This window comes from Streptomyces sp. ADMS, from assembly GCF_033441795.1.
Taxonomy (GTDB): Bacteria; Actinomycetota; Actinomycetes; order Streptomycetales; family Streptomycetaceae; genus Streptomyces.
The window spans coordinates 1-17,860 of sequence record NZ_JAVFVX010000041.1; the positions used below are offsets into that span (position 1 = coordinate 1).

The window sequence follows — 17,860 nt, forward strand, 5'->3', positions numbered from 1 at the left end:
CGATCCCGGTGTCCATGCCGGTGCCAGTGTCCGTGCCGATCCCGGTGTCCATGCCAGTGGCGGTGCCGAAACCGACGCCGGGTCCGGTCCACCGACCCGCCCCGCGCACCCCACCACCCCGCCCCGCCCCGCACAAGAAGCGCACCCCACGCAAGCCCCTCCCCGCCGTACCGCAACCCGCCTACAAGGGGCAGGGTCTCCTCCAGGCCGCCACCGACCTCCTCGCCGGCCTCCGCCGCCACGACCCCGACCTGCTCCTGTCCGCCTGCGACACCGCCCACCTCGCACCCGGCGTCGCCACCTGGCTGGAACGCGACACCAGCCCCACCGCCGTACGACACGCACTGACCAGCAACCTGCCACCCGAAGGCATGCGCCGCCCCGCCGCCCTCCTGGCCCACCGCCTCACCGCACTGCTGCCGCCACCGGCGCCGTACCGCGCACCCGCCGGGCCATCACCCGTCCGGCATCCACTCCAGAACTGCGACGGCTGCGAGCGGGCCTTCCGCGGCCCGGAGCCCGGCAGATGCGGCGAATGCCGTCAACTCCACAGCGGACCAGCTCTCGGAGTCCTTCACCCCTCAGGGTGAACATCACCAACTTGGCTGCTGCCAGGCCACGTTGAGCTTTTACGCTCGCAGCGCCACTCACCTTGGCATGTGCCACAGGCACTTCCCAGCCGTATCGCCTCACACTCACAGGGACCCTCATGGTCAACGCGCCGCACGAGGCGATGCACCGCATCTTCCAGGAGTACCCGAAGCTCTTCTCCCGGGTCTCCGAGGTGCTGGGCGTCGCCTTCAGCCCACCCACCTCGACCACCGTCATGCCCACCGATCTCACCGAGACCCAGCCGGTCGAACGCCGTGTCGACACCCTGCTGCGGCTGGAGACGGAGGACGACGAGCCGCTTCTCCTCGCTATCGAGTCCCAGAGCGGGAAGGATCCCGACAAGCCTGCGAGCTGGGCGTACTACGCCTCCTACGTGCTCGCGAAGTACCGGCTGCAGCCGATGCTGCTGATCGTCTGCCAGGACCGCGCGACTGCTGAATGGGCGGCCCGCCCGGTCTCCTTCGGCCCTCGCCAGTGGCCCCTTCTCACCCTGCGCCCGCTGGTCGTGGGCCCGCACAACATGCCGGTGATCACCAAACCGGCCGAGGTCCGCAAGGACCTCGAGCTCGCCGCACTGTCCGCGATCACCCACGCCAAGAACCCGGACATCGGGGCCATACTGAAGGCAATGTCGACCGTTCTGCGGGACGAGACGGACGACGTCAAGAACCCCATCATCGAATTCGTCTCACAAGGCCTGGGCAAGCTGCCCGCCGCAGCGCAATGGAGGACACTGGTGGCCGTGGACCTTTCTTTCTACAAGTCGCCCATCTTCGAAGAAGTGCGCGAAGAAGCCCAGACCAAGGGTCGGGCCGAGGGTCGGGCCGAGGACGTCCTGACCGTCCTCACCGAGCGCGGCATCGACGTCCCCGAGGAAGCCCGTGAACGCATCACCGGCTGCGGCGACCCCGAGACCCTGAGCCGCTGGCTTCGGCGCGCCGTCACCGCCGCGTCCGCTGCAGAGATCTTCGAAGCCGAGTAACGCAGACGTGGAGCCCGCGAGGCGCAGGACCACCTGACTCGCGGGCCACGGACGGCCATGAGGGCGTCGGTCTCCCTTTTCCCCTCCCGATCGGGGAGGCGAAGTAAACCCACCCCAGGTCTGCGTCGACCATGACGCGGGCGACCGACAGAGGGCGTAACCGCACCCCCGTTGAAACGTCGGAGCGTCGGAGCTAGAGCCGCGCCTCCCGTACGACCGCCACCCCGCCCGGCGGCACCCGCACCGAGCCGCCCACCAGCGCTTCCCCGGTGAGGAGTTCGGTCGCCCCCGCCGCCACCGCGACCTCGGCTCCCTCCCCGGCGTGGTCGATGAGGAACAGGTAGTCCGCGTCGGCACCCCTCCGCACGACCGCCTCCACACGCGCCGGGGTCGCCCGCACCCCCTCGACACCCGCCTCCGCGCACATACGGGCGAGCAGCGCGCCCAGCGTCGACGCGTCCGGCCGTGTCGCCAGATACCAACCGGCGCCCGCACCGACCGGGTTGCGCGTCACCGCCGGAACCCCGGCCAACGGACCGTCCGTGTACGACAACACCGCCTCCGCCCCCGCACCCTCCAGCCGCAACCGCTCCGACCAGAGGGTTCCCGTGCCGTCACCGTCGCCGATGCCGACCGACTCCCCCGGCAGCAGGGGGAACAGCTCGTCCGCCCGCACCCCGAGGGTCTCGCGGAACGCGCCCGGGTAACCCCCCAGCCGCACATGGCAGTTGGCGTCCACGGCACCGCTGTGGAACCCGACGGCCAGCGTGCCGCCGCGCTCCGCGAAGCCCGTGAGGTTCGCCACGCCCTCGTTGTCGACCAGGTACAGGCTCGGGGCCAGCATCAGCCGGTATCCGTCCAGATCCGCGTCCGGCCGGACGAAGTCCACCGCGACGCCCGACCTCCACAGCGGCTCGTACCAGTCCCGTACGAGATCCTGGAAGCGGAGTTCACCGTTCGGCTGGGAGGGGAGTTCCAGCGCCCAACGGGCGTCCCAGTCCCAGACGATGGCCACCGAAGCCGTGCCCGTGCTGCCTCGCACCTCCGCCAACGCCCTCAGGTCCGCGCCCAGTTGGACCACGTCCCGCCAGATCTGGCTGTCCGTGCCGGCGTGCGGGAGCATCGCCGAGTGCCACTGTTCCGCGCCCGCCTTCGCGGCCCGCCACTGGAAGTACGCGATGCCGTCCGCGCCGTGGGCGACATGGGAGAGGGCGTTGCGGCGCAACTCCCCTGCCGTCTTGGCCCTGTTGACCGGCTGCCAGTTCACCGCACCCGTGGAGTGCTCCATCAGGAACCAGGGGCCGCCCGCGAGCGACCGCATCAGATCGCCGCTCAGCGCGATGTCGATCTCCGACTCGGGGTCGGTCGAACGGAGGTAGTGGTCGTTCGCGACGACGTCCAGCTCCGGGGCCCAGCGCCAGTAGTCCAGCGCGTCAAAGTTGTACATCACCATGAAGTTGGTGGTGGCCGGCAGGGAAGGGGCCGCCGCCCTCAGCACGTCCCTCTCCGCTTGGTACAGCGACAGCAGCTCGTCGCTGCAGAAGCGGCGCCAGTCAAGTTGGTGGGTCGGGTTCGGGACCGCGCCCGTCGCGCGGGGCGGGATGATCTCGGCCCAGTCGTAGTACCACTGGCTCCAGAAGGTGGTCCCCCAGGCGTCGTTCAGCGCGGCCAGGTCATCCCCGTACCGCGCCCGCAACCAGCGGCGGAAGGATTCCGCGCTCTCGTCGCAGTAGCAGGCGGGGTTGTGGCAGCCGTACTCGTTGTGTACGTGCCACATCGCGACCGCCGGATGGTCCGCGTACCGCTCCGCCAGGGCTCCCGCGATCCGCAGGGCGGCCTCGCGGTAGGCGGGGCTGGACGGGCAGAACGTCTGGCGGCTGCCGTACGACAGCCGGCGCCCGTCCTTGTCCACCGGGAGCGCCTCGGGGTGGGCGCGGAAGAACCAGGCGGGCGGAGCCGCCGTCGGGGTCGCCAGGTCGGCGGCGATGCCGTTCTCGTGGAGCAGGTCGAGGAGACGGTCCATGCGGGCGAAGTCGTGGACACCCTCGGCCGGTTCGAGCAGCGCCCAGGAGAAGATCCCGACGCTGACCATGGTGACCCCGGCCTCGCGCATCAGCCGCATGTCCTCGGCCCAGACCTCCTCGGGCCACTGCTCCGGGTTGTAGTCGCCCCCGTACGCGATACCGGGGACAGCGAGTTCGCGCTTCATCGGTCGGCATTCCTGTTCTTGCGGAGGACAGCGGAGGACAGCGGGGCGTCAGCCCTTGTTGGCGCCCAGAGTCAGACCGCTGACGAACTGGCGCTGCAGCGCGAAGTACACGATCAGGGTCGGGATCGCGGTCAGCAGCGCACCCGCGGCGACCAGGTTGGGGTCGGTGAAGTACTGGCCGGAGAGGTTGTTGAGGGCCGAGGTGATCGGCATGTTCTCGCCGGTGGAGATCAGGACGAGGGCCCAGAAGAAGTCGTTGTAGATCCAGATGGAGAGCAGGGTGGCCAGGGCTGCCATCGCCGGGCGGCACAGCGGCAGCACGATCTGCCAGTACATCCGCCACACGGACGCGCCGTCGACCAGCGCGGCCTCGGTCAGCTCGTGCGGGAGCATCCGCATGTAGTTGGCGAGCACGAACGCGCAGAAGCCCGACTGGAAGGCGATGTGGATGAGGACGAGGCCGAGCGCGGAGTCGTACAGCTTGCCGGACTCGGTGATCCCCGGCAGGTCGATGAGCAGGTACAGCCGGTACAGCGGCGTGATGATGACCTGCTGCGGCAGCAGGTTGCCGGCCGTGAAGACGAGGAGCAGGAACAGGTTGATCCGGAAGTCGAAGCGGCTGACGTAGAAGGCGACCATCGACGACAGGAACAGCGTCAGCAGCACCGCCGGGATGGCGATGATCAGTGTGTTGACGAAGTAGTGCGACATGTCCGACTGCGTGAACGCGTTCGTGAAGTTGTCGAAGCTCAGCTTGTCGGCCCAGGAGACGTAACCCTTCTCGCTGGTCTCCGAGTACGGGCGCAGCGCCGCGTAGATCGCCCACAGCAGCGGCGCGAGCCAGGCCAGTGACATGACGACGAGGAACACGTGCAGCAGCACGCGGGCGGGGCGGACGGGGGCGCGCCCCTTCGCGGACCCCTTCACGGGCCCCTGGACGGCCAGGGTGGGAGCGCTCATGCCCGCCGCTCCTTCCGGAAGGTGCTGACCAGGTACGGGATGATCACGACGAGCGAGATCACCAGCAGGACGACGGCGATGGCAGAGCCGTAACCGATCCGGCTGGACTCGCCGATGATGTTGTTGGTCACGAGGATCGAGAGGAGTTCGGTGCCCTGGGCGCCGCCGTTGAAGACGTACACGAGGTCGAAGGCGCGCAGCGACTCGATGATCGTGACGACCAGGACGATCGTGTTCGTCGGGCGCAGGGTCGGGAAGATGACGTTCTTGAACGTCTGCCACTCGTTGGCGCCGTCCAGCGAGGACGCCTCACGCAGGGACGGGTCCACGCCCTTCAGACCGGCCAGGTAGAGGATCATCATGTAGCCGGTGTGCCGCCAGGACGCGGCGACGAGGATGGCCCAGAGGTTGAGGTCCGGGTCGCCGATCCAGTCGATGTAGTGGCCGGGCTTGTTGGCGCCGATGAGGCTGTTGATCAGGCCCGTGTCCGGGTTGTAGACCAGTTGCCAGACGAAGCCGATGACGGCCATGGAGACCACGACCGGGAGGAAGAAGGCCGTCTGGTAGACGCGGCTGAAGCGGATGTTCTTGTCCAGCTGCACGGCCAGGAACAGTCCCAGCGGGGTCGGGATGGCGATGAGTACGACGAACCAGATGACGTTGTGCTGGACGGCCGGCCAGAACTGCGGGTTGTCGGCGAAGAGGTCACGGAAGTTCTGGAGCCCCACCCACTCGATGGCGCCGAAACCGATGCCGTCCCAGGTGGTGAAGGCCAGCGCGATCGACGCGAGGGCCGTCACCCACACGAGGGCGATGTGCAGAAACGTCGGCAGGCCCGCCATGAAACCCAGGGCTACCCGGTCACGGCCCGTCAGCAGCCGGCGGTGGCCCGAGGCCGGCTTGCGGCTCTGCGGGGACGAGGGGGTGCCGGTACCGCCCGGGGGCGGCTCATCGGCCGCCCCCGGGACCACGGGAATCGAATCGAAGGTGCTCATCAGGACGCGAAGATCGTCTTCTTCTGGCGCTCGATGGACGAGAGCAGGCTGTCGATCCCCTTGGGGTCGCGGATGAACTTCTGCAGCGCGGGCTGCATCACCGTCGAGGTGAAGTCCGGCCGGCTGTCGCGGTCCATGAACTGGGTGAGGTTCTTCGCGCCGCTGATCATCTCGTACGCCTTCTTCTGCAGGGCGCTGTACGAGGAGGTGTCGGCGGTGGTGGAGGCCGCGACGACGTTCGGGTCGGCCTTGAGGTAGATCTCCTCGGCCTCGGGAGTGCCCAGGAACTCGAGCAGCTGCACGGAACCGGCCTTGTTCTTCGGGGACTTGCTGAGCATGAAGCCGTCGGTCGGCGCCTCGACCGTGTCCTGACCGAAGGACGGGTCGATCTCCGGGAAGGCGAAGAAGTCGAGGTCCTCAAGATCGGTGGCGTTCGTGAACTGCTGGCCCACGAAGGTGCCCAGCAGATACATGCCGGCCTTCTTCGAGACGAGCGTCTGAGCCGCGTCCTGCCAGGTTCGGCCTGTTGAGCCCTCCTGGTGATAGGGAAGAATTTCAGCCCAGTTGTCGAAGGTGGCGCGAACCTTGGCGTCGGTCCAGGATGCCTTTCCGGCCATCAGCTCGGTGTGGAAGTCGTAGCCGTTGGTGCGGAAGTTGATCTGGTCGAAGGTGCCGAGCGCCGGCCAGGCGTCCTTGTCCCCGAACGCGATCGGGACCAGGCCGTCCGCCTTCATCTGCTTGCACAGCGCGATGAACTGCGCCCACGTGGTGGGCACTTCGTAGCCGCGCTCCTGGAAGACGCTCTTCCGGTAGAACATCGCCCACGGGTACGTGTACAGCGGCACGAAGTAGTACTTGCCGTCCGCGCCCTTGCTGAGCTGCTTCATCGCGTCGGGGAAGTTGCTCCCGATCTTCTGCCACACGTCGTCGATCGGGCTGGCCAGGCCCTTTCCCGCGAAGAACTGCATGCGGTACCCGGCGAACCAGGTGAACACGTCGTCCGGGGTGCCCTGGAGGTAGGAGTTGATCTGCTCCTGGAACGTGTTGTGGTCCTTGGTGTTCACGTCGACCTTGATGCCGGTCTTCTTCGTGAACGCCGCGTAGATCTCGGCGAAGGCCTTCTTCGGGACGGCGTCCGACGAGTTCGAGCCGAGGGTGACGGTCTTCGCGTCGGAGCCCGAGTCGCTGTCGCCGCAGGCGCTCAGCAGCGGAACAGCAGCGCCGAGGGCAGCCGCGCCGCCGATCCCGCGCAGCAGGGTGCGACGGCTCGGACCGGGGACGGACAGACCGGAGGGAGTGTGGTGCATGACGGCTCCTGAGGACAGACCCCCCTGAACGGGGAGCAAGGTCACAGCTACGCTGGTCCATGCTGATCCAAATCGACCAGAAATCAACTTGACCAAACATCGTGGCGGCAATAACAGCCTCATGTCCGGTCATGCGTCAAGAGGTGACGCCAGCCGTTCCTGAAACGTGATGGACATCAAGGCGTTAACCTTTGCCAACAGGGAGATGCCAAACAGCGAGCCAGACCCTCCCCTCGGCGGTTCGGCCGAGCGGCGCGCATCCGCCGCCACGAACGGTGGCTTTCAGCCGAGGCGGGTGGACCGGCCCGGAACGACACGGGTGGCGATCACCCCACCGTCAGCCGGAGCCGGCAGGAGCCCGGCCCATGCCCAGCACGACCACCGCCCCGGCACCCACAGCACCCACCACCGCCCCTGCCGCCACCGCCGCCACGGCACCCCCGGCCCGGCCCCACATCCGGCCCACGGTCCCGCTGGGACGTCGTCCACCTGCCGGCCTGCGCGCTCGGCCTGGCGCTGGTCACCACCCTGTCCCCGCACCGTGTGTGGGGCCTCTGCGCGGCCCTCGGCCACGGCACGGCAGGGGCCCTGGCCGCCCGGTCCCCGCACCCCTGGGAGAGCCGGGCGCTGCGCGCGGCCGCCGCCGGCGCGGTACTGCTTCCCCCGGTCCTGCTGATCGCGCTCGGCGGGGCCCGGTCCAAAGTGCACCCCGCAGGCCCGTACGGCCCTGCTGTTCGCCTTCCCCGCCGTGGCCCTGCCCCTCGCCGTCGGCGGGGTCGACTGCCAGTGACCGGGCCGATGCGCCTGGGGCTCACACTGGCGGGCCGGGCCGGGGCGGTTCCGGAGCCGGACCCGGAGCCGTGGCCGGACCCGGAGCCGTGGCCGGAGTCGGAGCCGTGGCCGGAGTCGGAGCCGGAGCCGGAGTCGGGGTCGTGGCCGGAGCCGGGGCCGGAGCCGGAGTCGGGGTCGTGGTCGGACCCGGGATCGGCCGGAGCCGGAGTCGGGGTCGGACCCGGAGCCGTGGCCGGAGCCGGGATCGGCCGGACCCGGAGTCGGGGTCGGACCCGGAGCCGTGGCCGGAGCCGGGATCAGCCGGACCCGGACCCGGAGCCGGAGTCGCGGCCGGAGCCGGGATCGGCCGGACCCGGACCCGGAGCCGGAGTCGCGGCCGGAGCCGGACCCGGACCCGGAACCGGAGTCGCGGCCGGAGTCGGAGTCGGACCCGGAACCGGAGTCGCGGCCGGAGTCGGAGTCGCGGCCGGGCTGGCGATGGGCGCCGCCGCGGCCCTGAAGTGGACCGGCCTGGCTCCTCCTCCCCGACGGCCTCGTCCTGATCGCCGTCACAGCGGGCCGCCGCACGGCCGTACGGGCTACCGCGACCGCTCTCCCGACGGCCACCGCGGCCGTCGTACCGGTCGCCCTGGCCGACCCGCACGCCTTCGTCGAGCACGTGGTGCTGTTCCCGCTGGGCAAAGGACGGCGCCCACTCCCCGGCGGCGAGCCCGCTGCCCGGGCGTCTGCCTGCCGAGTACTCCCCGGCGGCTTCGTCCTCTCGGCCGAGAAATCGTTCTGGATCCAGAAGTCGCCGATCGCGCTGGCGGCGCGGGTCAGTCCGAGCAGGGCGGCGAAGGTGGCGGGACGGTGCATGCTGGTGTCTCACCTGATCTCGCAGAGGGTGAAGGGGAGTTGGGCGATGTGAGCGGGCCTGCTGCTCTCGGGCCGTCACGGTCGGCTGTCGCTCCAGGCGCGGACGCGGCGGATGCTGGTGCAGTCGGGCCGGTCGCTGTCGTGCGGGAAGGCGCCGCCCGTGGCGCGCAGATCGGTGAAGATCTGCAGTAGGTCCAGCTCGCCGTCCAGCACGCGGTCGACGTAGCCGTCGCCACAGGTGCAGGGCGCGATCGGAGCCCGGATGCGGCGGCCGAAGCCGCATGTGAAGGCGCAGTACCTGGAGTCGGACTTCGCCGATCTGTTCAGCGACGGTCCGAGGTGACGTACATCATATGGAACCCACCGGTGGCCGCACGGCAGAGCCAGGTATGGAACCACCATTCCGGGCCCGCGTCCGTGCGGGCGACGAGAACTCCTTCCGAGTGCTTTTCCAGGGGCACGGGCGGGCCGTGTACAACCACTGTTTCCGCCTGACCGGGGACTGGTCGGTCGCCGAGGACTGCGTCTCGTTGGTGTTCCTCGAAGCCTGGCGGATGCGGGAGAAAGTCGAGCCGCACGGCGGCAGTCTCCTGCCGTGGCTGCTGGGGATCGCCACCAATGTGGTGCACCACCGCAGACGTACGGCCCGGCGGCACCGGACCCTGATGGAACGCATGCCTCCGCCCGGCCTGTTGCCGGACTTCGCCGACGAGGTGGTCGGCCGGCTGGAGGACCAGGAGCAGATAGCCGCGGGTGCGCAAGGCGCTGGACCAGTTGTCGCGGCCGGACCGTGAGGTGGTGGCGCTGTGCGTGTGGGCCGGGCTGGACTACGCCGCGACCGCCGAGGCACTGGGGATACCGGTGGCCACCGTCCGTTCCCGGTTGTCCCGGGCGCGCCGCCGGCTGGAGAAGCTGGCGCTGAAGAATCTTGAGCAGGACCTGGAACCTGCGGCTGCGGAACGGCAGCAAACAGGTGACCGCCACGAGGCGGTCCGGCCGGGCAGAGGGAACGGAAAGGGACCGTGGTGAGCAGGGACCGGGAGCAGGACGGAGACGTGCGAGAAGTGCGCCGGCTGCTGGCCGTGCCGGCCGAACGGGACTTCCCCGACGGCCGACGGATTCAGCGGGAGGAACATCTGATGCGCAGTTTGCGAACGTTGGCGGGACAACGTACCGGCGGGCGCGGGCGCCGGGTGGGGCAGCGGCCGGCGACGGGGCTGGCGGCGGCAGCGATCGCGGCAGGCGTGACGGTGGCGATGCCGGGCGGGACGGACAGCGGGAAGAAAACCGAACAGGGGACCGCGAAGAAGACCGAGAAGAGGACCGAGGCGGTGCCGGCCACCCTCCCTGCCTGAAGGCCAGCCTGCTGCCGTTGTCGTTCGGAACGGCGCCCATCGACGCCCGACCGAACGGCAAACCGGCACGACCATCCTTCATGCACCTGTGACCTGCAGAAAGAGGATGTGGAACAGCTTCTGACGCCCCGCTCACCACACCGCAGCGGGATTCGCCGTGGCATTCACCACGTGGGACGGGCGGACACCCCGCCGTCCACCACCAGGTCGTGGCCGCTGACCCAGGACGCCAGCCGTGAGGCGAGGAACACGCACGCGTCGCCGATGTCCTCGGTTCGCCCCAACCTCCCTACGGGCACCGCCTGTTGCCATCGCCGCACTCCGTCCGGCCAGTCGTCCGCCAGCCCTTCCCGGTCGACGAGCCCGGGCGAGACGGTGTTGACGCGGATGCCGTGCGGCCCGTATTCCAGCGCGGCCGACCGGGCGTGCGTCACGACCGCCGCCTTCGAGGCGCAGTAGTGGGCGTGGCCGGGCGCCGGACGTGCGGCCTCGATGGAGGCGATGTGCGTGATGCTGCCGCCGCCCTCCTGCTCCCGCATGACCTCCGCCGCGGCCTGCGTACAGGCGAAGACACTGAGGACGTTCGTGTCCACGACACCTCGCCAGTCCGCGACCGTCATTTCGGCGAGCCCCTGGACCGGCTGCACCCCCGCGTTGTTGACCAGCGCGGTCAGCCGCCCGCCACCCCAGTCGGCGGCCTCCCGCACCACTCGCCGGCAGTCGTCCTCGACGGTGAGATCGCCCCGCAGTACGACGGCCAGCCCGCCCGACTCCCCGATCCGCGCGACCGCGTCCCGCGCGCCCTCGTCCGACGTCCGGCAGTGCACGGCGACGGCGGCCCCCTCCGCCGCGAACCGCAACGCGATCCCGCGCCCGATCCCGCCACCGGCCCCGGTGACAAGGGCGACCTGGCCTTCCAGAAGGCTGCTGTGACTCATGGGCGACACAGTGCCTCGATGCGGGCCGCCTCGGCCGGATAACGCGCGGCCAGCTCGCCGGCGTCGCCGTGCTCGTACCCGTCGTACGTGAACCCGGGCGCCATCGTGCACCCGAAGAACGCCCACGCCCCGCCCCCGACGACGCGCGCACCCATCCAGGTGCCGGCGGGCACGGTCAGCTGGGGCTCCTGCCCGTGCAGGAGACCGGGCCCGAGGACGGCCGTGCGGGAGGTGCCGTCCGGCGCGAGGAGCAGCAGTTCCAGCGGATCGCCGAGGTAGTGGTGCCAGACCTCGTCGGACGGCAGCCGGTGCAGCGCGGAGAAGTCGCCGGGCTCGGCGGTCAGCAGCGCGACGATCGCCGAGCCCTCCGGCCGCCCGTCGGCCCGCTCGGGTCCCGCCCACGTACGACGGAACAGCCCGCCCTCACGTGGGATCGGCTCCAGCCCGTAGTGGGCGACCAGGTCGGCGGGCGTCGGATTTCCTGAGGTCGGGGTCACCCGGGAAAAGCTACCTCGCGCAAGAGGCACGCCAGTTGGGCACGTTTCTCCGGCAGGTACACATCGGGCAGGTCGATCTCGGGAAGGAGAACCCGGCACGCGGCTCGCTCACCCAGCCGTGCACCACCGTGGCATCGGCGACGGGGTCGAGCCGCAGCACGCGCACGGTACCGAACCCCTCGGCCACCCGCTCGTGCACGGCCGCACGGGCCGCGTACGACGGGTACTCCCGCGTCAGCCGCGCCCAGTCGGTGACGACGGGGACGAGGTCCCCCCTTGTCCACAGGGGGAGTTGATCGCGGTGGTGGGCGGAGCCCGGGACGCCGGAGGCGCCGAAGGGCACCGCCCGGAGGCTGTCGTCACGCCGGGCCAGATCCCAGACGTACCGGGCGGCGGGCCCGCGCGCGCTGAGGTCGGTGAGCCCGGGGACGGGGGAGGTGCAGAGCACGCAGTCGTGGTCACCGGAGAGCCCCGGTTCCTCGTACGAGGTGCTGCCGAGGGCCCGCCAGGGAAGCAGCCGGTGACGCTCGCCCCAGGTCGTGGACACCGGTTCGGCGGCCACCTCCGCGACGGCTTCCCGCACCAGGGCGGCGCGAGCGGTCCCGTACAACTCCCTTGCCTTGAGCAGCACTTCGAGCGTGAAGCCGATCCGGGGGAGCAGGCCGAGCCAGGGGCGGAAGATCTCGGGGTACACGGGCGGGACGGCCAGCGCGGCGAAGGCGGGGTGGGCGGCGAGGCGGCGTACGACGGCGGAGCGCAGGGCCGCGTACGTCGCCGCCTCCGTGCTGTCGGCGTCCATCCGGCGGTCCCGGCGCAGAAGCCGGTCGCGGAGGGTGGTCTCCTCGGCCGTCAGGTCGTCGAGGGTGGCGAGGAGACCGAGCCGAGGACGTCACCCCGCTCTTCCGGCGCCTCCACCTCACCGACGGGGGCATGCTTTCGGCCACCGGCGTCCACCCCACGATGTGGGTCCGGCTGTTGTTCGACAACGCGTGCAAGCCGCACCAGCGGGCGTACACGCTGGTCGACCCGGACCACGAGGCCGGCACGTTCAGCCTCGAGTTCGCACTCCACGAGGGATGCGCCGGCGACTGGGCGCGGGCGGCGAAGCCCGGGGACACCAACGGTGCGACGGTCCAGGGAACCGGCTTCACGCGGCCCCAGCCGGAACCCCCGCACCTCTTCGCGATCGGCGACCCGGCATCGCTGCCCGCGCTCAACTCGCTGCTGGACACGCTGGGTTCGGTCCCGGCCACGATCTGGTTCGAGTCGGACCACGGCACCGACGGCTACCCCTTCCGGACAACCCCCGGCCACCACGCCGTCCGCACGGTCCCCCGCCGTGACGCGGGCGCCCACCTGGTCGCCGAGGTCCGCTCCGCCTTCCCGGACCTCCTCGGGCACACCGCGGACCCGTACGTCTGGACAGCCTGCGACACCGCCACCACCCGATCCCTGGCGGACTACTTCCGCAAGGAGGCGGGCCTGCCGAAGCAGCGGGTGCACGGACTGGGGTACTGGCGGCCGTAGGGCACCCCTGCCGCGATCGGGGCATGATCGACCCATGGACGTCACTCTCCACCTCGCCCAGGAACCCGAGGCCGACGCGCTTCTCGGCCGCAGCCCGCTCGCCGCGCTGACCGGAATGCTGCTGGACCAGCAGGTCCCGATGGAGTGGGCGTTCAAGGGACCGGCCACCATCGCCCAGCGCCTGGGCGCCGACGACCTCGACGCGCACGAGATCGCGGTGTACGACCCCGAGGCCTTCGCCGCGCTCCTCTCCGACAAGCCGGCCGTGCACCGCTACCCGGGCTCGATGGCCAAGCGGATCCAGCAGCTCTGCCAGTACCTCGTCGAGCACTACGACGGGGACGCCGAGGGAGTCTGGCGGGACGCGACGACCGGCCAGGACCTCCTGGGGCGCCTCACCGACCTGCCCGGCTTCGGCAGGCAGAAGGCCCAGATCTTCCTGGCCCTCCTCGGCAAGCAGCTCGGCGTTCGGCCCAAGGGCTGGCGCGAGGCCGCCGGCGCGTACGGCGAACCGAAGTCGTTCCGCTCCGTCGCCGACATCACCGGCCCCGATTCCCTGGCCAAGGTGCGTGCGCACAAGCAGGAGATGAAGGCGGCGGCGAAGGCCGCGAAGACCTCCGGCAAGTAGGGCCTGCCCGGCGGCGCCGGCGGTGACGGGGTCCCCGAGAGAAGAGCGCGCCCGCCGAGGCCCGGCTGACGACACCGCCACCCCGCATCTCCGACATGACCCGCCGGCGCCGCCCGCACCGAGCCCGCCGGTAGGCCGAGCGGGCGGATCTCGGGCCCGGAATGATCGGTCCTGTGCGGGTCACGGGGAGATGACCTCCCATGAGCCCTGCCGCACGCACCCCGTACGCCGGGCGTCGGGCTGCCTGGCTCCGGGTACTCGTCCTGCTGCTCGCACTCCTCGTGCCGGGAACGGCAGCGCACTGCGGAGCGGCCGAGCCTGTCGTCACGGGCGCGGCGGCCGTCGAGTACGACCTCCACGACACCGCCCTGCGCCCGCCGGGCCGCTACGGCCACCGCCCCGTCGTACCCCTGCGGCCCGCGCCCCGCCCGCCGTCCGCACGGCGCCCCCCGGCGACGGCGGCCCACCCGTTCCCCGTACCGCCACTGCCCACCCTGTCCCTCCTGCGCTCAGTGGTTTTGCGCTGCTGACAGAGCCGGCTCACCGGTCCATCAGCCAGTACGACACACGGGACAAGGAACACCGACATGGCGATCGACCCCTACGCCGTCCTGCGCGCCCTGCTGCGCGCGGAGGCCGCACGCAACGCACCGAAAACCCGGCTGCCGCAGGGCAAGGAAGCCAAGCCGCAGCAGCCCCCGAAGGAGCCGGGTCGCTGACGACTACGGGCGGCGGGGGCGGGGCTTCTGCCGGAGCCACCGTCTCCGCCGTGCCGTCCCGATGAGGGAGCGGGTGATCTCCCGCCCGGTCCGGGTGCCCAGCAAACCGGCGAGGGACTTGAACATGCCGCTGCCCACCACCTGTTCGACGGCGGAGGGGTCCTCCTCGGACGCCCTGGGCTTCACCGGCTGCATCCCGTCCGGCCCCTCGGCTCCACCGGAGGTCCGCACGGCCGTCAGCTTCTCGTACGCGGCTCTCTGCCCACAGCCTGTGCGTAACGGTCGTGGAGCTGCGAGGACCTGACCGCCTCGTCGAGGACGCACGTACCCGGCGGCGATCTCCAGGGCTCCTGGGGGGAGTGCGCAAGCGATCCCCTGCGCGCCGGGTGGTGAACCGGGCGCGTTTGCCGGTGGCAAGGGCTCCGCGATGGCCTGTGCTGTGGCCGATGGCACACTCACGCGGTCACTCGCGCCGGGCCGCTCTCCCGGTTTGCACCGGTTTACGGCATCTTTTCCAGCGTCGCACTCCGTCTCCATGGCTGCGCCCGGAACGTCTGGACCGGTAGGCTTTCCGTGTGATCTTCAAGCGCATCGGAAACGGCCGGCCGTACCCCGACCACGGCCGGGAAAGCACCCGGCAGTGGGCGGATGTCGCGCCACGCCCGGTCCGCCTCGATCAGCTCGTGACGACCAAGGGCCAGCTCGACCTGGAAACCCTGCTCGCCGAGGACTCGACGTTCTACGGCGACCTCTTCGCGCATGTCGTGAAGTGGCAGGGCGACCTGTATCTGGAGGACGGTCTGCACCGCGCGGTCCGGGCGGCTCTCCAGCAACGTCAGGTGCTGCACGCCCGCGTCCTGGAACTGGACTGACGTTCTTCCGGGGTCTCTTTACCTTCTTTATTGACCCTTTCGGGTAGTACCCCGGCCAGGTCAATGATCATTTAGTAGGCATCACCGCCCGGGCGCACTACGCTGCGCCCATGAGCATGCTGACTCCCCCCGGTATGGGCGGCCAGTACCGCATCACGGGGGACAAGTACCCGCGGATGCGCCGACCCCGGGGGCGCCGCAGGCTGGCGCTCGGACTCGTGGCCTCCGTCGCCGCCCTCGGCCTGATCGGCTGGGGCACCCTGCAGCTCATCGACGTCTTCACCGGCGGCGGCAGCAAGGCCACGGCGGCGGGACCCAAGTCGGACTGCGCGTCCAAGGCGAGCCCCTCGCCCACGGCAACGGCCCCCAGAGCGCTGCCCAGTCCCGGCCAGATCACCGTCAACGTCCTCAACGCCACGCCCCGCAGCGGCCTCGCCAAGAAGACCGCGGACGAGCTGCAGAAGCGCGGCTTCCGCATCGGCGACGTCGGCAACGCGCCGAAGGCCTACGACAAGAAGATCGCCGGAACCGGGATGGTGCTCGGCGCGAAGTCGGCCGCCGAGGCCGCCCTGCCGGTGCTCGGCACCCAGCTCGCCGGCGCCCAGGTGAAGACCGACGCCCGCACCTCGGCCACCGAGGTCGACCTGCTCATCGGCACCACGTTCGCGGCCCTGAACAGCAAGAAGGACGCCGATCAGGCCCTGGCCGCGCTGACCGGTCCCGCACCGGCGCCCTCCAGCAGCCAGAAGGGCTGCTGAGCCGCGTACCGCTGACTGCTGCTACTCGGCCGCGCCGTACAGGCGGTCACCCGCGTCACCCAGGCCCGGGACGATGTAGCCGTGCTCGTTCAGGCGCTCGTCTACCGAGGCCGTCACGACCGTGACCGGGGCGCCCGCCAGTTCGCGTTCCATGACCTCGACGCCCTCCGGGGCCGCCAGCAGGACCACGGCCGTCACGTCGTCGGCGCCGCGCTTGATCAGCTCGTTGATCGCCGCGACCAGGGTGCCGCCGGTGGCGAGCATCGGGTCGAGGACGTACACCTGGCGCCCGGAGAGGTCCTCCGGCATGCGGGTGGCGTACGTCGACGCCTGGAGCGTCTCCTCGTCGCGCACCATGCCCATGAAGCCCACCTCGGCGGTCGGCAGCAGCCGGACCATGCCGTCCAGCATGCCGAGGCCGGCCCGCAGGATCGGCACGACCAGCGGGCGCGGGTGGGACAGCTTGACGCCGGTGGTCGAGGCGACCGGCGTCGTGATGTCGACCTGTTCGGTACGCACGTCGCGCGTGGCCTCGTAGGCGAGCAGGGTGACCAGCTCGTCGGCGAGACGGCGGAAGGTCGCGGATTCGGTGCGCTGGTCGCGCAGCGTGGTGAGTTTGTGGGCGACCAGAGGGTGGTCGACGACGTGGAGACGCATGTTCCTAACAGTAGCCGTGGTCCGGTACAGCGGCTCCGCTCCCCCGCACTGCGGGCCTGCTCCGCAATACAGCGATTCAGCTTCCCCGTACACCGGCTTTGCCCGCCGTTCGCCCTTCCGGTGGCATCAAACCGCCCGAGGGAGGGAAAGTGGGAGGACGGACTGGGGGTGTCAACCTATGCCTGACCGCGAACACGACCATGACCAGAAGCCGTCGGAGACCGAGGCCGAGCGGCGTCGGCGACGGGCCGTCTTCCTGCGCGAGCTGACCGAGGCCCGCGAGTTGCGCGACCGCGTCCAGCCCCGCCGCGCCAAGGTCGCCCGCCTCCGCCACGCCATGCGCATGCGTACGTTCCGCTGGTAGTACGCGCGTTGAGGGGGTGGCCGTGCGGGGGCCACCGGAGAAGCCGGTTACGATCCGCTCGTGGCGGCAACGAGAGCGCTGCTGAAGGGTTCGGCCGACAAGCGATCAAAAGAGCCGGACACAGGGGGCCGAAGACGTCCCCTGAACGCTCCGTTTCTGCCACGATTCCGAGTGGGTGGGGCTCGGCGCACAGCAATCCCCACCCGTAACCTCCGCCGGGAGGACCCCCAACCGGCACCCCTAGGACCAGTGGGAGAGTCACGGTGTACTTCGCCGCACTGCTCGCGCGCACCGAAGACGGGTGGGAAGCGAGCGACACAGAGCTCGACGATGTGGAAACCCTGTCGGACCTGACCGAACTGGCCCGTGAAGCCTCCCCCGAGGACGACACGGTGCTGGTGCTCATCGAGCAGGAGGACGCCTGGTTCGGCGTCGTCCGCGTCGACGGCGAGGACGACCCCCGTATCTACGTCTCGGACGCCGCCGCCGCTGCCCGTAGCTCGTACGGCGAGATCCTGCTCACGGCCGAGCTGCTCGGCCGTGATCCGGACGACGACGGGACAGATCTGGACGCCCTCGACCTCGACGGCACCGAGGACGGTGAGACGGACAGCGATCCGGACACCGACCCTGACGCCGCCGACGACGAGATCGGCACCTCCGCCGAGGTGGTGCCGCACGGCCCCGTCGGCGACACCGAGATCCTCGACGACCTCGGCGTCGCCGAGAAGGAACTGCGCGCCCTGGACGCCGACGACGCACTGGGCGCGATCGCCGAGGCCCTGGGAGCTTCGGAGGTCCTGGAGACGGTGCGCTGAGCGAAGAGGGTTTGA

General features: G+C 70.5%; 19 protein-coding genes and 4 pseudogenes. 13 read left to right on the forward strand and 10 right to left on the reverse strand.

Annotation, left to right across the window (positions count from 1 at the left end; genetic code table 11):
• A pseudogene (locus RB628_RS19160) lies at window positions 1–590 on the forward strand (hypothetical protein); the annotation flags it as partial.
• Between the two features lie 119 nt (window positions 591–709).
• A complete protein-coding gene (locus tag RB628_RS19165; protein WP_318321702.1) occupies window positions 710–1,594 on the forward strand; it encodes a hypothetical protein in 885 nt (294 codons plus the stop codon).
• A gap of 193 nt (window positions 1,595–1,787) precedes the next feature.
• Here the strand turns inward: RB628_RS19165 and RB628_RS19170 are convergent, their stop codons facing one another.
• From RB628_RS19170 to RB628_RS19190, 5 genes are all read right to left on the reverse strand, one after another.
• Window positions 1,788–3,803: a beta-galactosidase gene (locus RB628_RS19170; protein ID WP_318321703.1), complete on the reverse strand. Its 2,016-nt coding sequence runs from the start codon at window positions 3,801–3,803 to the stop codon at window positions 1,788–1,790.
• Window positions 3,804–3,851: 48 nt separating this feature from the next.
• Window positions 3,852–4,763, reverse strand: coding sequence for a carbohydrate ABC transporter permease (locus RB628_RS19175; protein WP_318321704.1), 912 nt, complete (start codon window positions 4,761–4,763; stop codon window positions 3,852–3,854).
• Window positions 4,760–5,758 (reverse strand): sugar ABC transporter permease, encoded by a 999-nt coding sequence (locus RB628_RS19180; RefSeq protein WP_318321705.1) that lies wholly within the window; start codon window positions 5,756–5,758, stop codon window positions 4,760–4,762. The genes RB628_RS19175 and RB628_RS19180 overlap by 4 nt, the downstream gene beginning before the upstream one ends.
• The gene (locus RB628_RS19185; protein WP_318321706.1) at window positions 5,758–7,065 is read right to left on the reverse strand and encodes an ABC transporter substrate-binding protein; all 1,308 of its coding nucleotides are present in this window, start codon (window positions 7,063–7,065) and stop codon (window positions 5,758–5,760) included. The genes RB628_RS19180 and RB628_RS19185 overlap by 1 nt, the downstream gene beginning before the upstream one ends.
• 1,722 nt (window positions 7,066–8,787) lie before the next feature.
• A complete protein-coding gene (locus RB628_RS19190) occupies window positions 8,788–8,925 on the reverse strand; it encodes a hypothetical protein (RefSeq protein ID WP_318321707.1) in 138 nt (45 codons plus the stop codon).
• Between the two features lie 176 nt (window positions 8,926–9,101).
• On the opposite strand from RB628_RS19190, the gene RB628_RS19195 reads away from it, so the two are divergent.
• From RB628_RS19195 to RB628_RS19205, 3 genes are read left to right on the forward strand one after another with little or no spacing between them, the layout of a single operon-like run.
• Window positions 9,102–9,506: an RNA polymerase sigma factor gene (locus tag RB628_RS19195; protein ID WP_318321708.1), complete on the forward strand. Its 405-nt coding sequence runs from the start codon at window positions 9,102–9,104 to the stop codon at window positions 9,504–9,506.
• Window positions 9,466–9,741, forward strand: a complete 276-nt coding sequence (locus RB628_RS19200; protein ID WP_318321709.1) for an RNA polymerase sigma factor — start codon at window positions 9,466–9,468, stop codon at window positions 9,739–9,741. The genes RB628_RS19195 and RB628_RS19200 overlap by 41 nt, the downstream gene beginning before the upstream one ends.
• Before the next feature lie 26 nt (window positions 9,742–9,767).
• Window positions 9,768–10,067 carry a hypothetical protein gene (locus tag RB628_RS19205; RefSeq protein ID WP_318321710.1) on the forward strand — a complete coding sequence of 100 codons (300 nt, stop codon included), beginning with the start codon at window positions 9,768–9,770 and terminating at the stop codon, window positions 10,065–10,067.
• 164 nt (window positions 10,068–10,231) lie between these two features.
• Here RB628_RS19205 and RB628_RS19210 read toward each other — a convergent pair whose 3' ends face one another.
• From RB628_RS19210 to RB628_RS19220, 3 genes and pseudogenes are all read right to left on the reverse strand, one after another.
• Entirely contained in the window at window positions 10,232–11,005 is a 774-nt protein-coding gene (locus RB628_RS19210) for a glucose 1-dehydrogenase (RefSeq protein WP_318321711.1), read from the reverse strand.
• Entirely contained in the window at window positions 11,002–11,502 is a 501-nt protein-coding gene (locus RB628_RS19215; RefSeq protein WP_318321712.1) for a cupin domain-containing protein, read from the reverse strand. The genes RB628_RS19210 and RB628_RS19215 overlap by 4 nt, the downstream gene beginning before the upstream one ends.
• Window positions 11,503–11,512: 10 nt before the next feature.
• Window positions 11,513–12,388, reverse strand: a pseudogene (locus tag RB628_RS19220) (penicillin acylase family protein); the annotation flags it as partial.
• On the opposite strand from RB628_RS19220, the pseudogene RB628_RS19225 reads away from it, so the two are divergent.
• The 4 genes and pseudogenes from RB628_RS19225 to RB628_RS19240 form a co-directional block, all read left to right on the forward strand.
• A pseudogene (locus RB628_RS19225) lies at window positions 12,382–13,029 on the forward strand (siderophore-interacting protein); the annotation flags it as partial. The pseudogenes RB628_RS19220 and RB628_RS19225 overlap by 7 nt on opposite strands.
• Window positions 13,030–13,063: 34 nt before the next feature.
• Window positions 13,064–13,657, forward strand: a complete 594-nt coding sequence (locus RB628_RS19230; RefSeq protein ID WP_318321713.1) for an HhH-GPD-type base excision DNA repair protein — start codon at window positions 13,064–13,066, stop codon at window positions 13,655–13,657.
• A gap of 200 nt (window positions 13,658–13,857) precedes the next feature.
• A complete protein-coding gene (locus RB628_RS19235) occupies window positions 13,858–14,187 on the forward strand; it encodes a hypothetical protein (RefSeq protein WP_318321714.1) in 330 nt (109 codons plus the stop codon).
• Between the two features lie 57 nt (window positions 14,188–14,244).
• Window positions 14,245–14,376, forward strand: a complete 132-nt coding sequence (locus RB628_RS19240) for a hypothetical protein (RefSeq protein ID WP_318321715.1) — start codon at window positions 14,245–14,247, stop codon at window positions 14,374–14,376.
• 3 nt (window positions 14,377–14,379) lie between these two features.
• Here RB628_RS19240 and RB628_RS19245 read toward each other — a convergent pair.
• Window positions 14,380–14,693 (reverse strand): annotated as a pseudogene (locus RB628_RS19245) (hypothetical protein); the annotation flags it as partial.
• Window positions 14,694–14,951: 258 nt separating this feature from the next.
• On the opposite strand from RB628_RS19245, the gene RB628_RS19250 reads away from it, so the two are divergent.
• Together RB628_RS19250 and RB628_RS19255 are read left to right on the forward strand one after the other, a co-directional pair.
• A complete protein-coding gene (locus RB628_RS19250; protein WP_003999914.1) occupies window positions 14,952–15,248 on the forward strand; it encodes a type II toxin-antitoxin system VapB family antitoxin in 297 nt (98 codons plus the stop codon).
• 110 nt (window positions 15,249–15,358) lie between these two features.
• Complete coding sequence (locus RB628_RS19255; protein ID WP_318321716.1) at window positions 15,359–16,006, forward strand: LytR C-terminal domain-containing protein; 648 nt, start codon at window positions 15,359–15,361, stop codon at window positions 16,004–16,006.
• 21 nt (window positions 16,007–16,027) lie between these two features.
• On the opposite strand, the gene upp is transcribed toward RB628_RS19255, so the two are convergent.
• Window positions 16,028–16,663, reverse strand: coding sequence for a uracil phosphoribosyltransferase (gene upp, locus RB628_RS19260; RefSeq protein ID WP_318321717.1), 636 nt, complete (start codon window positions 16,661–16,663; stop codon window positions 16,028–16,030).
• 178 nt (window positions 16,664–16,841) lie between these two features.
• On the opposite strand from upp, the gene RB628_RS19265 reads away from it, so the two are divergent.
• Entirely contained in the window at window positions 16,842–17,027 is a 186-nt protein-coding gene (locus RB628_RS19265; RefSeq protein ID WP_318321718.1) for a hypothetical protein, read from the forward strand.
• 263 nt (window positions 17,028–17,290) lie between these two features.
• Window positions 17,291–17,845: a hypothetical protein gene (locus tag RB628_RS19270; RefSeq protein ID WP_318321719.1), complete on the forward strand. Its 555-nt coding sequence runs from the start codon at window positions 17,291–17,293 to the stop codon at window positions 17,843–17,845.
• The last annotated feature ends 15 nt before the right edge of the window (window positions 17,846–17,860 follow it).